Source organism: Flavobacterium sp. SOK18b (assembly GCF_014156605.1).
Taxonomy (GTDB): Bacteria; Bacteroidota; Bacteroidia; order Flavobacteriales; family Flavobacteriaceae; genus Flavobacterium; species Flavobacterium tiangeerense.
This window is the reverse complement of sequence record NZ_QKNZ01000018.1, coordinates 20,328-35,564: the sequence shown is the minus strand read 5'-3', so window position 1 is coordinate 35,564 and position 15,237 is coordinate 20,328. Positions and strand designations below refer to the sequence as shown.

Below are 15,237 nucleotides of genomic sequence, written 5' to 3'. Positions count from 1 at the left end.
TTTAAATCTATTTTTAAATCGTTTTTTCTATTCATCTCGTTGCCAAAGCTTTTTGGTCTTCATAGAAAAATATCCTTCACATTAAAGTCAATCAATAAGCCTATTGAGGTATTGAATACACTCATATAGGGTAGTAATTGCATTTTATTTATTAGAAAGGTTCATATTGAAATACTAATTTTCTATACATGCAAAATTTAATATAGGTATTAATTTTGTGTATTTACTTATGGAGAAAATAGAAATAAGTACTGGTTGTAATTTTTTAGATAAAAAATTATCATAAAATAATGCCGCAAAATAGAAGTTTTGCGGCATTAAAAGAATGGGTTATTTTTGATGTTTAGTGAGTATCGTGTTGATCTGTTTACAATCGGATGCGGAGTGTACTTCTAGCAAATCTCTTGTTTTTCCGTTTTTCAACGTTAGAAAATATTTTTTTCTACCAAACGAAACACGTTCCTCAATTCCTATTATTTGATTTAAAGGAATATTTTCTGTAGCCGTTTTTTTGAAATAATAGAGATACAATCCTATGGCGGATACCATACCTAAAACCAACCAAATCAATTTCATAAATCCAAAAGCAACTTGAGCATTGGATAAATTTAAGATTGCATTGACAAAAGTCACGATCAGTAACAATCGTACTATAAGAAAATGGCTCTTCAAACCGTCTTTAATTTCGAGTGAAGCAGTTGCTTCATTATATTTGAATTTCATGTAAAAATCAACTTCTATTTAAAAACGTTATTCTCTTTTTTAATATCAGCCATTAAACTACTCGGGTCGATGGTAATGCTTTTAATTCCAGATTTTGATTTTGGAATGTTGAGTTCATACGTAGGATACGCCCAAGCCCAATCAGAAAGTACAGTTCTTTTAATTGCTGGATATGGATTTTCTTTTTCAAAACTCATCATGCGCAAAGGCACATAAAAACTTTCTACTGTTCCATCTGTATATTCTACTAACAAATCAATTGGCATTGGCATTCTACCAATTCGTTCTAAAACTACTTTGGTTTGTCCTGCATTTTCGGTTACTTCTTTAATTCCGTAATCAATCGTGTTGGTTGTTTGTGTCCAATCTGTTAAATACCAATCTAAGTTAGCACCTGAAACTCTCTCAGCAGTTCTTTTAATATCATTCGGCGTTGGATGCTTGAATTTAAAATCGCTATAATACTTTTTCAAAGTCTTCATCAAATTGTCTTTCCCAATCAAATAAACTAATTGTGTCAAGAAAAGTTCTCCTTTACTGTACGAACTAATACTGTACACTCTGTTCTCATCAAAACGATCGGCGTGTGTTCCTTGAGGTAACTCTTTACCAGAATTTACCATTGAAAAATATCCTGTGTAGCCACCCGCAAACGGGTTTTGTGCTTTTTTCTCTGCAAGTTCATTCATTCCTAAATCTTCCAGAAAAGATGTAAAACCTTCATCCATCCAGCCGTGTTTGGTTTCATTTGAGGCCAATACGTGTTGGAACCAAGAGTGCGCCATTTCGTGAGCTGTTACGCCCAACAATCCTTCAAATTTACCTTGACCCAAAATCAAAGTACACATGGCATACTCCATTCCGCCATCGCCACCTTGAATTACTGAATATTGTTTGTACGGATACTCACCCACAGTTTTGTTGTAAAACTCCATCAATTTTACAGTCAATGGCTGTAAGTTTTTCCAGTTTTCAATGTACTGCGGATTGTTTTTGTACAAAAAGTGAATGTCAACACCATTTGGACCTTTGGCAATATCATGAATATAGTTTTTATCAGCTGCCCAAGTAAAGTCGTGAACCATTGGTGCTTTAAAATGCCATGTTAGTGTTTTAGCTTTTTTAGGAATGGTAACCACTGCGCCTTGATCTTGGTAACCATGACCAATTTCATTTGGATTTTGCAGGTAACCCGTTCCACCTAAAACATAGTTTTTATCAATAGTAATTTTTACATCAAAATCGCCCCAAACACCATGAAATTCTCTAGCAATGTATGGATCTGCATGCCAACCTTCAAAATCAAATTCTGCAAGTTTTGGATACCATTGCGCCATTGAAAGTTCAACACCCTCAGCATTATTGCGTCCAGAACGACGAATTTGTACCGGAACTTGACCGTCAAAATCTAGTGTAAAAGTTGTTTTTGAGTTGGGTAACATTGGCTTAGCCAAAGTAATTTCAAGTATAGTTCCTACTTCTTTAGCAGATGCAGTAACACCATCTTGTTTGAAATTCGTTACGTGTAAAAATCCAATTTCGTTAGGCTTTAAGTTTTTGATACGGCTTTCTTTAATTTCTTTGTCGCCCACTTTAATTTTAGAAACCATTCTTCCGTCAGGATCTTTAATGTTTTGAATGCGTACATCCATTTCGCTGCCAGGCTGAAAAGCATTATTAAACAAGTGGTAGTATACTTTTCTAAGTGTATCTTGAGAGTTATTGGTATACACTAATTCTTGTGTGCCTTTGTATGTATACGTTGATACATCCATAGAAACAGCCATTTTATAGTCAACATGTTGTTGCCAATAATTTGAATTTTGTGCCCATAAATTACCAAAGCTAGACACTAAGATGGTGCATAAAAGTAGTTTTTTCATATGTAGTTAAAATAAAAATGGAAGGACAATTTGTCCTTCCATAAAATTAAGTTTTTTTTTAATTTATTTTGACATTTTCTCTGCCATTAATAAAGCGTTGTATGCATTTACAATTTTACCAGATTTAGATAATGTTGAAAACGAACGTTTGTCAGTTGCTTTTCCTCCAACAATAACTTCGGTCGTAATAGCTACACCAGATTCCATCAAGATTTGCTTAACTTGTTTAGCCGATAATTTTGGATAATACGAACGAATCAAAGCAGCAACCCCAGCAGTGTTTGGCGCAGCCATTGAGGTACCTTGTAAGTATTGGTATTCGTTGTTTGGAGTAGTTGCATAAATTTTTACACCTGGTGCAAAAACATCTACATTCAGTTTCCCAATGTTTGAAAAACGAGCTACAACTTTGTCTCCGTATTCAAAATTTAATGCTCCAATAGTAATTACATTATCTGCAAACTCTTTTACTTTATCTTCAGAATCATTTGGGAAATTCTCAGCAAAATCGATATCTTTTGCGTCATTTCCTGCGGCGTGTACAAACAATACATCTTTCTTCTCTGCATATTTTAAAGCATCATAAACCCATTGTCTGTGTGGTGAAAAGCTTTTTCCAAAACTTCCGTTGATTACTTTAGCACCATTATCAACAGCATAACGAATCCCTAATGCAATGTCTTTATCGTACTCATCTCCGTCTGGAACGGCACGAACGGTTAAAATTTGAACGTTGTTAGCAACTCCATCTCCACCTAAATTATTGTTTCTAGACTGTGCTACAATTCCTGCTACGTGTGTTCCGTGCAAAATTTCGTTTTTGTCTGGACCCATTACATTATTGTTACCATATTTAGTATCGTTAATGTCGTTAGGATTATCGCCTACAACTTTACGGTAATCTGTTTTAAGATTATCACCATTAAGAAGTGCATCTTGAGCGTCTTTTTGTTTTTGAACCGCTACTTTAAGTTCGGCAACAGGCAAACCATACCCTAACATTTGTACCATTGTAGCCTTACTTTTAAGCAAGGCTTGATCTTGAGTGTCGATTGCCTTTACTTCATCAGCAGTATATACCGTTTTACCTAAATGTTTTGCAACAGCGGCATCACTTGATGCTAGTGATTCAATCATTTCTGTAGAGCGAGCCTTAATCATTGCTGCATCGGCAACTTTTTTATCATTTAAAGCCTTAGCTTCTAGGTATGTTTTTTCATCCACCAACGATTTATCCTTGATGATTCTCTCGTATTCTAGATTTTCCTTTGTAATGTCTCCCAAGAAATTCCAACCATGAATGTCGTCTATGTAACCATTCTTGTCGTCATCTATGCCGTTACCTGCTATTTCTTTGGCATTAGTCCAAAGCACTGATTTTAAATCTTCGTGTTCAATATCTACACCTGAATCTACAATACCTACAATAACAGGCACGCCTTTTTTTCCTTTTAGCAATTCTGCGTAAGCTCTGTCAACGCTCATTCCAGGAATGGTATCTGTTACTATATCAAGGTGACTCCAACGTTTTAGATCATTTTCAGTAAGCGCCGCCTTCTTTTTAACATTTAAAGGTGCACTAATGGTAACTAAATTAGAAGTTGAAGCACTTGAAACTTGCTTTGCTGCTCCACAACCTACCAATGCTAAAAAAGCAAAAGCAGAAATGTAAATGGGTTTAATGGTATTCATTGGTTTGTTTTTATTTATTTTTGAAATATTGGTCTAAAATAATTGATTTTGTTACACAAATATAAGGATTAACACTATGTTAAGAAAATTTAAACAAAAATGTACTTTTTATTTGATAAGATTCAAAACAATAAAAAAAGCTACCCTTGTAAGGTAGCTTTGATCTTGTATTTATTTGGTTTATTAATTACCGCATAATGCTGTATAATCCTCAAACATCTTGATGTAAGTTTCTTTATTTTCAAAATTATAAAGTCCATTATTGATGTTTTCAATCATTTTAGGACAATCTGAAAAATATTCTCTTAATTCTTTTTTTCTACCAATTAAAACAGATGGACTGAAAAATTCATCTTGAATTCGTTTTTTCAAAACGTATGCATCTTGAGGGAAAAACTCATGAAATACAGATATTTTTTCTCCTTTTTTAATTTCTTCAAACAAAGAATATCTTTTTGTATTCACATCAGATGTAAGACCTACTCCTTTACCAGTTTGACCTCCAATATAAAAATGACCTTCATTGTCTTTGATATTCGCCACTTTTTTCAAGTTAGTGCGTTCTGGTTTTTTCTGTCCTTCAATGTAAATTCTTACTGTACTTTTATCTGAACCAATACCATCAACTAAGGAACGCAGTCCTGAAACTTGCGACTCCGTTCTAAAATCTACTAGTTCCGGATAATCACTAACAATTCTAACTTTACCTTTGAAAACCTTACCGTCTACATCTAAAACTTCTCCGTCAAATTCAGCATATCTAAAAGCGGTTGCAGCTTTTTTATATGAGGCTAAAATTGGCTCTGCTTGCATCGCCTCTAATGTGGTTGCTTTTTCAGTAGTTTTTTTGTACTCGTCAATATTAGCTGCCAGTCTTGTTAAAAACGGATGGTGCGAACGTATTCCTAAAAAGCTTTTTTCGTTTTCCTTTACTCCATCTAAATATTTTGTAGCTTCCTCAACTTGACCTAAAAGTAAATAGGTAGTAGCTAAATTATAATGTGCACTAAAACGAACTTTTTTCTGAATATCCTCGTCATTTTTATCTTCAAAAGCTAAAAACTCTTTCCAATACTTTTGAGCTTCACTAAATAAGCTTGGCCAATCCGCTCTATCTACATCAACTAAAGTAGGTAATACTTGAACTGATTGATTGAACTCATCTGGATTAAAGGTTGATTTTGATTTTTTTTTCTTTTCAATATCAAAATAACGTAATCCCGAAACTTCAGGTCCATACAAGTAAAAACCTTCAAACTCTTGTAACATCGAATAGAAATTTGTAGTTAAAATTCGAGTCACTAAAGCTTCATAACTATAGGTTGGATCAGTTACAAACATGTTAACTTTTGGCGTTGTATACCTCTTATAAATAACCTTGCCTGTTTTGTCCATGATTTCAAGGTTAGACTCCATTCCTATATAATACGCAGGAGATTTTTGATAATACGACTGCACATAATCTTCGTCATTGATAGACTCAAATCTTGAAACTGTATATTTAATTTTAAATTCTCCATCATTGGTTTTTTTCAAGCCTGAGATAAAGAAAATGTTATTAATTTTTTCACTTGAATATGGAATTTTTCTAAATGCAAAACTGTCTTCAATACCTGTTGATAAATCTAGTTTAATTTCATAGGTTTTGTAGTTCCCGTATTGTTTGTCAACTGGAGCCTCAGGACCTCTTAAATTCAAAGTATTTTTTCTTTCTTCATCTTGACCTGCTGGAGTTCCAGAGCCCTCCACTTTACTGATCATTTTACCTAGTGAAAACTGGCTGTAAGCATTACAACTTAGTATTGTAAAGGCACCTATTAATGCTAATTGTGTAATTTTTTTCATTCGTGATTAATTAAGAGTTGGGTTGTGTGTTGATCTGGTATTTGCAATTTTAAAATCTTCTATTAATTTATTGGCGCGGTTAATTAATTCTTTACCATCTGACTTGTCATAGTCATTGAAAATTAACTTCTCTGCCTCAACAATAGTCTTTTCTGGTTCGTCTGTTAGTAAATAAATCACGGCTAAATTATAATATGCGGAGTATCTCATTTTACGGGCTGGTTTACTATCATCAGCATATTTTGTTTTTAAAGTATCAAAATAATCTATTAAAGGTTGCATGCTGCTTTTTAAATCCTCAATTGGCTGATCCGCTTTCATATTTTTAAATAATTCTCTAACAGCCTGAATAGCTTCTATTTGAGTAGCACCCTCTTCATTTTTAGCGTCTAAAATCCACAAAATTTGGTTAGTACTAATTGGTTTAAAGCCATAAGAATAGTTTACACTTGTATTAAATCTGTTCATGGTACCGTCTACATAACCTCTCAAGGTATTGTCGTGAACACCATTTCTATTAAGATTAAAAGATTTCATTGCCGATGCAGCGTCCTGAAATTCAGCTGATTTAACTTCTATGTCGTCGTTAAAATTCCAATTAAATCCTCCATTATCAGAGACTGTGTCTTTTTTTACCACTGCGTTTTTCAAAAATCTGTTCGTAGATGCAGCTGCTTGCTTCGCCTTTTCTTCTTCAATTTGTTTTGCTGTTAAAGGAATTGGTGTGCGGGGTCCTGCTATTTTTGCATATCCTCTTCCTGAGTATTTTGCTAATACGTAATGATACTCTCTACGGCTTGTTACTCTGCCTTCTTTATCCTTATTCTCTTCAACGCGCACCTGAGATGTAACGCTCTTTTCTACAAAATCTTCAATATATAAGGCGATTTTTACTGTTGCTCCTTCGTCAACTTTTTTCCAGCCATAAATATTAATTCTCTCATTTAATGAAGTTGGGTTTGTATACGTTTGTATTTTTCCTCCTAATTTAACTTCTGAAGCATAGGTTCTTTTTTCAAAAGGCACAGGCTCTTTTGGAAGTGCTTGATAACTAACATCAAAGTAAAAACGATCTAAGTCTACCTTTTGGGCTGAAATAGTAACAGAAATTAAAAACAACAAAAAAATTAAAGTTTTTTTCATAGGTGTATTTTTATAAATTTGTGACAAACCTATTTATTATATTCAAGAAAAACAATTTATTCTCTTACTAAAATTCAAATAATTCTTCATTTAAAAATTGCACAAACTCTCTAATCAGCTGTTCCTTATATTTCATATTAACATAAGGGATTAGTCAAAAAAAATCCCTAATTACATAGTAAAAAGGGACTTGTTTTTAATAGGTTGGTATCTAAAATAGTTCTTCGGTAGTAAATACATCATGTAATCGTATACCTTTTTCTGTATTTTGCACGGTAATGATTTGGTTGTGTGCATCGTGCTCTAAAAATAAATAATGGTTTTGTTCTACTGCAGCGTGCAAAAATTTAGTTTTTTCTGGCATAGTTAGCAATGGTCGTGTATCATAGCCCATTACATACGGTATCGGAATGTGTCCGGCTGTGGCCAATAAATCAGCGCAAAAAACAATCGTTTTACCTTTATATTGAATGTGTGGTATCATTTGCTTCTCTGTATGGCCATCCACAAAAAAGATTCCAAATCCTAATTCTGATTTTTCAAGGAAATCACCTTCGGGTCTTTTTATAAAATGCAATTGACCACTTTCTTGCATGGGCAAGATATTTTCAGACAAGAACGAAGCTTTCTCCCTCGGGTTGGGTTTTGTGGCCCATTCCCAGTGACTTTCATTCGTCCAAAATTTAGCATTTTTAAAGGCTGGTTCGTAACCCGTTTTGTCTTTATTCCATTGTACACTTCCTCCACAATGGTCAAAATGCAAATGCGTCATAAACACATCCGTAATATCGTCGCGGTGAAAACCGTATTTTGCCAAAGATTTATCTAAGGAATGAGAGCCCCATAAAGAATAGTATCCGAAAAATTTATCAGATTGTTTATTTCCCATTCCCGTGTCTATCAAAATCAGGCGGTCGCCCTCTTCAATCAATAAACAACGTGCTGCAATGTCAATGAGGTTGTTGGCATCAGCTGGATTGGTTTTATTCCAAATGGTTTTGGGCACCACGCCAAACATAGCGCCACCATCTAATTTAAAATTACCCGTTTCTATTGGATATAGTTTCATAGTGTATCAAAATTGTTGGCTCTAAAATTAAGCATATTTATTGATACCGAACTAAAAGTGTGTAAAAACAAATTGCACCAAAACCAATACACAACTGAGGTGTAATGATTTAAGTGCAATTTGGTTTTGTATTATTTTTTTAATTGTTGAAACAACTGTTGCAGATTTCTATTTGCTTCAACTTGGTGCGGAGTTGATTTAACCAATTGTCTAGTGGTTGCAATGCGCTGCTGTGTGACAGGATGCGAACTCAAAAACTCCGGGATAATGGCATCACCTTCATCTTGTAGTCTTTTAAACAAGTTCAACATTCCGTTTGGATCTACTTTGTTTTTAATCACAATAGCAAAACCTTCTCGATCAGCCTCTTGTTCAAACTCACGCGAAAAGGATAGCGACTGAAAACTGTTTACGTTATCGCCTATGGTAGCCATAATTCCGTTAGCATCTCCTAAAATTGCCGAGATAAAAAGATACCCAGACAAATTGCGGCATAACATTTTCATGGAATGTCTGTGATTGACGTGCGCTGCCTCGTGGCCTAAAAGTGCGACCAACTCATCATAGTTTTTCATCTTGTCTACAATTCCGGAATAAACCACAATAGTACCATCGGGCAAAGCAAAAGCGTTCACAATATCCTCTTCTACAAAAATAAATTTCAAGTTTTTTTTGTTGTTCAATTGTAGCTCTTTTGCGAAAGCATTCAAAGCTTTGGTCTTCTTAGATTCGACCTCCGAAAACAATAAATGGTCACTGATAAAGGTCCCACTTAAAGTATTATCATAACTTTCGGGAATAAGGACTACTGATTTTTCACCAACCCAAGGTATGGCATACAAATAAGTCAGTCCAATTAAGGCAAAAATAACCAACGCCAAAACGAGATGCATCTTGAAACCAGAAGCAAGTAATTTTTCATACCAATTGATATGGTTGTTCTCTTTCCTGAATTTTTGAATGGCCGCTGCAAATGTAGCATCGGTTATTTTAAGGATTGTAACACCATCAGTACTTTGTTTTTGCAACTGCAAAGAGTTTCCAAAATTTTCAAAACTAACAGTTGAAAGCAACCACTGCTCTTGATGACCCGTTTCGGTTTCAAAAAGAAGCATGCCTTTTTGCGTATCCAAAAACAGTGAACAAGGCTGCGGAACAGCTGATTTGCCATCAAAAAAAATTCCTACGGACTGATTACTCATACTTTATACTATAAAATCAATGTCTAAAAAGTCGCTAATATCGTCACCTGTTGCGTCTTTAAAATTCTCTTCGGTTTGTTGCAAACTGTTTAAATCTATCGTGCCATCCAATTCAATATGATCAAATATGAACTTCATAGTTCTCGTAACAACCCAAGCATACCCAAGACCAAGCGTAAAAATAATCATTAACAAATTAATAATTATAAGGCCTATAAAATCGGCTCCCGTTGCTGTTGATGTAAATTCAATTCTTTTGTCCTCTTTATGTAGCGATAAATTATTAACATAGTACTCAAAAATATCTTTTTGCCACCAAAAAGAGTAAATTCCCAAGGTTATAACACTTAAAAAGTAACCTTTAATGTTCATTAATAAATAATCCCCACCATCACCATCGTAATTCATTTCGGCATCACCAAAGCGAATGTTGCTCAAAACATAACTACGCAGGTTCATTTTAAACCAAGAACCATAAATACCAAGCGTTATTACAGTATAAAAAATCCATTTAAAAAAAAGTTTAACAAATTCATTCCTATCGCCTCTGTAACCAAAACGTACACCACGCCAAGATGTTCTTGACATTCTGTACTTATAAGAACCGTGAATTGCTAATGGCATAATAGCTATTACTATCAAATAAAACGATATCAATCCTACTGAGGGAAGGTCTAAATAGATGAAAAGACTTAAAATCCCAAACAAGATTGCAAATAATATAATGACTTTTATAAAACCCTTAAACATTTCTTTCCCAGTACCATGAAAAGCAAAAGCATCATCATTTAAAGTTGTTTGCCCAAACATAAATTGGAGCGTTTTGGCTTTCGCCCAAGGATAATAAATTCCCAATGTAACAATTGTTAAAAGCCAATTGACGATTACGATTCCAAAAAAAGCTTTGCCTTCTCCTTTAAATTCTAAATTGTACTCCATCTTTCCAGGTAAAATTTCTTCCATAATAGGTTTGTTTTAGTTATTTGTAAGTTATAAGGGACTAAAAGTAATTTAATTTTTTGAAAAACAACTAATAAGTATTTTCTATTTGAAGATTAGTTATAAAAATGTTATTGATTATGGAAAAAGTATTTTATATAGTATCTTTGCGGTTAATTTAGACAAAATCAAGATAACACAATTGGCTTAAAATTTAAAGCTCTGATAATAAAGATGCTAGATGAGTTTTAACAATCAATATGTTATTGCAAAACAACATAAACATGATAAAAGTTTCTGATACTGCCAAAAAGAAAATTATCGACTTGATGAAAGACGATGGTTTTGACGCCGCTACAGATTATGTGCGGGTTGGTGTGAAAAGCGGAGGTTGTTCCGGTTTATCTTATGATTTGAAATTCGATAACAACAAAGGCGAAGACGATAAAATATTCATAGACAACGACATTACAATAGCTGTTGAAAAAAAATCATTTCTCTATTTAGCGGGAACCGTTTTAGAATTTTCTGGCGGATTAAACGGGAAAGGATTTGTTTTTAATAATCCAAATGCAACTAGAACATGTGGTTGTGGTGAGAGTTTCTCTCTTTAATTTTAAAGATTGAAAAATTAAAAGATTAAAAGATTAATGAAAGTATGACAAAATCATTTGAAGAATTTGATGTCCATAAAAAAGGTATTGTCTTAACCAAATTAGTTTTTCAATTATTAAACAATAAATCTTTAGAAAAGGAATTTGGTTTTAAAGATCAAATTAAAAGAGCTGTAGTTTCAATTACAAATAATATTGCCGAAGGTTCAGAATACAACAATAATAGACAATTTACAAGATATTTAAAAATCTCTAAAGGCAGTTGTGCTGAGGTTAGAAATATGTTGATATTATCAAGAGAATTAGGTTTTTGCAATCATGAAGAAATTCAAATAAGTTATAATTTAACTATTGAAATCTCTCAAAACCTTTCTAATTTTATTAAATATTTAGACACAAATAATAAAGTTTAATATTCAATTTTTGAATTTTTAAATCTTTAAATCTTTAAATCAAAATGAGTAAATATACAGAAGACGACTTAAAAATCGAACTCGAAAATAAAGAATACGAATACGGATTTTACACAGAACTGGAAGCCGAAACGTTTCCAATAGGTTTAAACGAAGATATCGTTCGTGCCATTTCTCAAAAAAAGGAAGAACCACAATGGATGACCGATTGGCGTCTTGAGGCTTTTCGTGCTTGGGAGCAAATGACAGAGCCAGAATGGGCCAACGTACATTATGTAAAACCTGATTTCCAAGCGATATCCTATTATTCAGCACCAAAAGCAGTAGATCCTAATAAAACATTAGATGATGTAGATCCGGAACTTTTAGAAATGTACAAAAAGTTAGGCATCTCTGTGGATGAGCAAAAAATGATGAATAATGTTGCCATGGATATCGTAGTTGACTCCGTTTCGGTAGCTACTACATTCAAGAAAACATTAGGCGAAAAAGGAATCATTTTCATGAGTATTTCTGAAGCCATCAAAGAACATCCAGAATTAGTACGCAAATATTTAGGAACTGTAGTGCCGCAAAAAGACAACTTTTATGCTGCGTTAAACTCGGCCGTATTCTCTGACGGATCGTTTTGTTACATCCCAAAAGGCGTTCGTTGCCCAATGGAACTTTCTACTTATTTCCGTATCAATCAAGCCGGTACAGGACAATTTGAAAGAACTCTATTAGTAGCTGACGCAGGAAGTTATGTTTCTTACCTTGAAGGATGTACTGCACCAAGCCGAGATGAAAATCAATTGCACGCTGCAGTTGTGGAGTTAATTGCTTTAGACGATGCCGAAATAAAATATTCAACTGTACAAAACTGGTATCCTGGAAACAAAGAAGGTAAAGGTGGTGTGTATAACTTTGTGACCAAAAGAGGAATTTGCGAGAAAAACGCAAAAATTTCTTGGACACAAGTGGAGACTGGTTCAGCAGTAACTTGGAAATATCCATCGGTAGTTTTAAAAGGGGATAATTCAACTGGTGAATTTTATTCTATTGCAGTAACTAATAATTACCAACAAGCAGATACAGGGACCAAAATGATCCATTTAGGTAAAAACACTAAATCGACTATTATTTCCAAAGGAATTTCGGCTGGTAAATCACAAAACAGTTACCGTGGTTTAGTCCAAATTAGTGCTAATGCTGATAATGCTCGAAACTTTTCGCAATGTGATTCCTTATTAATGGGGAATAATTGTGGAGCACATACGTTTCCGTACATCGAAAGTAAAAATCCATCGGCAAAAATAGAACACGAGGCTACGACTAGTAAAATTGGCGAAGACCAAGTTTTCTATTGCAATCAACGAGGTATTCCAACTGAAAAAGCAATTGCATTAATTGTAAACGGTTTCAGTAAAGATGTATTGAATAAGCTGCCAATGGAATTTGCAGTAGAAGCACAAAAATTATTGGAAATTTCTCTTGAAGGGTCGGTGGGATAATAATTAGACTACGGATAAAAAACTAAATAAATCTTAATACCTTAATGGTTTAAAATAAAATCTAATGTTAAGCATAAAAAATTTACACGCATCAATAGGCGACAAAGAAATATTAAAAGGAATTAACCTGGAAGTAAAAGCGGGAGAAATCCACGCGATTATGGGACCAAACGGTGCTGGGAAAAGTACCCTTTCGGCAATTATTGCAGGAAACGAAAATTATGAAGTGACTCAAGGAGAAATCTTTTTGGATAACGAAGACATTTCAGAATTGGCTCCAGAGGAAAGAGCACACAAAGGTGTTTTCCTTTCGTTTCAATATCCTGTTGAAATCCCAGGTGTCTCAGTAACTAATTTCATGAGAACAGCTATCAACGAAACACGTAAAGCAAACGGTCAGGAGGAAATGCCTGCAAACGAAATGCTAAAAGTGATTCGTGAAAAATCAGAATTACTAGAAATAGACCGTAAATTTTTGTCACGTTCTTTAAACGAAGGTTTTTCGGGTGGAGAGAAAAAGCGTAACGAAATTTTTCAAATGGCTATGCTAGAACCAAAATTAGCTATTCTTGACGAAACCGATTCTGGACTAGATATCGATGCTTTGAGAATTGTTGCCAATGGTGTTAACAAACTAAAAAGCGATAAAAATGCTATAGTAGTGATCACACACTACCAAAGATTGCTTGATTATATCGTTCCTGATTTTGTTCACGTTTTGTACAACGGAAAAATTGTAAAATCTGGCGGAAAAGAATTAGCCCACGAGCTAGAAGAAAAAGGATACGACTGGATTAAACAAGAACAAGAAGCTTAAAATTTTGTTTGAAGTTTAAAGTTTAAAGTTGCCTCACGATAACTTTAAATTTTTAAACCTTAAACTTTAAACAATACAAAAATGGAATTAAAAGAAAAATTACTATCGTCTTTTATGGCTTTTGAAGAGCGCATCGATGTTCATGCTGAACTTCATGATGTGCGAACAGCCGCATTAAAAAACTTTGAGAATAAAGGTTTCCCTACCAAAAAAGAAGAAGCTTGGAAATATACCTCGCTCAATGCAGTACTAAAAAATGACTTTACTGTATTTCCTAAACAAGAAAATACAGTGCAATATGCTGATGTTAAAAAATACTTTTTACACGAAATTGATACTTACAAAGTAGTTTTTATTGATGGTGTTTTTAGTTCACATTTATCAGCTACAACTCACGAAGGTATTGATGTTTGTTTATTGTCATCGGCATTAAACAAAGCCAAGTATAAGGAAATAGTTGATACCTATTTCAACCAAATTGTCAACAAGGAAGAAAGCTTGACCTCACTAAATACGGCTTTCGCCAATGAAGGAGCGTACATCAACATTCCAAAAAATAAAGTAGCGGATAAACCTATTGAGATCATGTATTTTTCAACAGGAAACGAAGCCGCACTGCTAGTTCAACCGCGAAACTTAATAGTTGTAGGTGAAAATGCACAGGTACAAATCATTGAGCGTCATCAAAGTTTAAATGAGAATCCGGTACTGACAAATTCAGTAACTGAGATTTTTGCACAGAAAAGAGCTTTTGTTGATGTTTATAAAATACAAAACGATAGCCTTTCTGCTAACTTAGTAGACAATACTTATGTATCACAAAAAGAAGAGAGTAGTGTAGCGGTAAACACGTTTAGTTTTGGTGGAAACCTCACTAGAAACAATCTTAATTTTTACCACTTTGGCGAAAGAATTGTAAGTTATTTGAATGGTATTACCATCATTGGTGAAAAGCAACACGTAGATCATTATACGTTGGTACAGCACGCTACACCAAACTGTGAAAGCCATCAAGATTACAAAGGAATATTTACTGATCGATCAACCGGAGTATTTAACGGAAAAATCTTTGTAGAAAAAGAAGCTCAAAAAACAAATGCTTTTCAAAAAAGTAATAATATCTTATTGAGCGATAGAGCCACAATCAATGCCAAACCGCAATTGGAAATTTTTGCAGATGATGTAAAATGTTCACACGGTTGCACCATAGGACAACTTGATGAAACGGCGATGTTTTACATGCAACAACGCGGAATCCCCAAAAAAGAAGCTAAAGCACTATTGATGTACGCATTCTCTAATGCTGTAATTGAAAGCATTAAAATACCAGAATTAAAACAACGCATCACCAAAATTATTGCCACTAAACTTGGGGTAAAAATGGGATTTGATTTGTAGTTTTTA

13 protein-coding genes are annotated in these 15,237 nt (G+C 34.0%); 5 read left to right on the top strand and 8 right to left on the bottom strand.

The features are described 5' to 3' along the window. Positions 1-330: 330 nt before the first annotated feature. The 8 genes from DNC80_RS04240 to DNC80_RS04205 form a co-directional block, all read right to left on the bottom strand. Positions 331-723: a hypothetical protein gene (locus DNC80_RS04240; protein WP_182649504.1), complete on the bottom strand. Its 393-nt coding sequence runs from the start codon at positions 721-723 to the stop codon at positions 331-333. A 14-nt stretch (positions 724-737) separates the two neighbouring features. Next, positions 738-2,606: a M1 family metallopeptidase gene (locus DNC80_RS04235; protein ID WP_182649502.1), complete on the bottom strand. Its 1,869-nt coding sequence runs from the start codon at positions 2,604-2,606 to the stop codon at positions 738-740. Between the two features lie 63 nt (positions 2,607-2,669). Continuing rightward, the gene (locus tag DNC80_RS04230; RefSeq protein WP_182649500.1) at positions 2,670-4,298 is read right to left on the bottom strand and encodes a S8 family peptidase; all 1,629 of its coding nucleotides are present in this window, start codon (positions 4,296-4,298) and stop codon (positions 2,670-2,672) included. A 183-nt stretch (positions 4,299-4,481) separates the two neighbouring features. After that, positions 4,482-6,143 (bottom strand): hypothetical protein, encoded by a 1,662-nt coding sequence (locus DNC80_RS04225; RefSeq protein ID WP_182649498.1) that lies wholly within the window; start codon positions 6,141-6,143, stop codon positions 4,482-4,484. Positions 6,144-6,149: 6 nt separating this feature from the next. After that, the gene (locus DNC80_RS04220; RefSeq protein WP_182649496.1) at positions 6,150-7,286 is read right to left on the bottom strand and encodes a hypothetical protein; all 1,137 of its coding nucleotides are present in this window, start codon (positions 7,284-7,286) and stop codon (positions 6,150-6,152) included. Between the two features lie 211 nt (positions 7,287-7,497). After that, complete coding sequence (locus tag DNC80_RS04215) at positions 7,498-8,355, bottom strand: MBL fold metallo-hydrolase (RefSeq protein ID WP_182649494.1); 858 nt, start codon at positions 8,353-8,355, stop codon at positions 7,498-7,500. A gap of 131 nt (positions 8,356-8,486) precedes the next feature. After that, entirely contained in the window at positions 8,487-9,557 is a 1,071-nt protein-coding gene (locus DNC80_RS04210) for a M48 family metallopeptidase (RefSeq protein ID WP_182649492.1), read from the bottom strand. 3 nt (positions 9,558-9,560) lie between these two features. Then, positions 9,561-10,520 carry a YjgN family protein gene (locus tag DNC80_RS04205; RefSeq protein ID WP_182649490.1) on the bottom strand — a complete coding sequence of 320 codons (960 nt, stop codon included), beginning with the start codon at positions 10,518-10,520 and terminating at the stop codon, positions 9,561-9,563. A gap of 260 nt (positions 10,521-10,780) precedes the next feature. Here DNC80_RS04205 and DNC80_RS04200 point away from each other — a divergent pair, with 260 nt between their 5' ends. The 5 genes from DNC80_RS04200 (at position 10,781) to sufD (ending at position 15,231) form a co-directional block, all read left to right on the top strand. Continuing rightward, a complete protein-coding gene (locus tag DNC80_RS04200; protein WP_144890116.1) occupies positions 10,781-11,110 on the top strand; it encodes an iron-sulfur cluster assembly accessory protein in 330 nt (109 codons plus the stop codon). Between the two features lie 44 nt (positions 11,111-11,154). Continuing rightward, complete coding sequence (locus DNC80_RS04195) at positions 11,155-11,523, top strand: four helix bundle protein (protein ID WP_182649488.1); 369 nt, start codon at positions 11,155-11,157, stop codon at positions 11,521-11,523. Between the two features lie 44 nt (positions 11,524-11,567). Further along, entirely contained in the window at positions 11,568-13,016 is a 1,449-nt protein-coding gene (gene sufB / locus DNC80_RS04190; RefSeq protein WP_158730390.1) for a Fe-S cluster assembly protein SufB, read from the top strand. A 64-nt stretch (positions 13,017-13,080) separates the two neighbouring features. Next, positions 13,081-13,833 (top strand): Fe-S cluster assembly ATPase SufC, encoded by a 753-nt coding sequence (sufC, locus tag DNC80_RS04185; RefSeq protein ID WP_144890122.1) that lies wholly within the window; start codon positions 13,081-13,083, stop codon positions 13,831-13,833. Between the two features lie 81 nt (positions 13,834-13,914). Beyond that, positions 13,915-15,231, top strand: a complete 1,317-nt coding sequence (sufD, locus tag DNC80_RS04180; protein ID WP_182649486.1) for a Fe-S cluster assembly protein SufD — start codon at positions 13,915-13,917, stop codon at positions 15,229-15,231. The last annotated feature ends 6 nt before the right edge of the window (positions 15,232-15,237 follow it).

Excerpts from the sequence above, each read along its gene's own strand:
- DNC80_RS04195 (WP_182649488.1), top strand. The coding sequence starts at position 11,155 with ATGACAAAATCATTTGAAGAATTTGATGTCCATAAAAAAGGTATTGTC.
- sufC (WP_144890122.1), top strand. The coding sequence starts at position 13,081 with ATGTTAAGCATAAAAAATTTACACGCATCAATAGGCGACAAAGAAATA.
- DNC80_RS04240 (WP_182649504.1), bottom strand. The coding sequence starts at position 723 with ATGAAATTCAAATATAATGAAGCAACTGCTTCACTCGAAATTAAAGAC.
- DNC80_RS04230 (WP_182649500.1), bottom strand. The coding sequence starts at position 4,298 with ATGAATACCATTAAACCCATTTACATTTCTGCTTTTGCTTTTTTAGCA.
- DNC80_RS04225 (WP_182649498.1), bottom strand. The coding sequence starts at position 6,143 with ATGAAAAAAATTACACAATTAGCATTAATAGGTGCCTTTACAATACTA.
- DNC80_RS04215 (WP_182649494.1), bottom strand. The coding sequence starts at position 8,355 with ATGAAACTATATCCAATAGAAACGGGTAATTTTAAATTAGATGGTGGC.
- sufB (WP_158730390.1), top strand. The coding sequence starts at position 11,568 with ATGAGTAAATATACAGAAGACGACTTAAAAATCGAACTCGAAAATAAA.
- DNC80_RS04210 (WP_182649492.1), bottom strand. The coding sequence starts at position 9,557 with ATGAGTAATCAGTCCGTAGGAATTTTTTTTGATGGCAAATCAGCTGTT.
- sufD (WP_182649486.1), top strand. The coding sequence starts at position 13,915 with ATGGAATTAAAAGAAAAATTACTATCGTCTTTTATGGCTTTTGAAGAG.
- DNC80_RS04205 (WP_182649490.1), bottom strand. The coding sequence starts at position 10,520 with ATGGAAGAAATTTTACCTGGAAAGATGGAGTACAATTTAGAATTTAAA.
- DNC80_RS04220 (WP_182649496.1), bottom strand. The coding sequence starts at position 7,286 with ATGAAAAAAACTTTAATTTTTTTGTTGTTTTTAATTTCTGTTACTATT.
- DNC80_RS04200 (WP_144890116.1), top strand. The coding sequence starts at position 10,781 with ATGATAAAAGTTTCTGATACTGCCAAAAAGAAAATTATCGACTTGATG.
- DNC80_RS04235 (WP_182649502.1), bottom strand. The coding sequence starts at position 2,606 with ATGAAAAAACTACTTTTATGCACCATCTTAGTGTCTAGCTTTGGTAAT.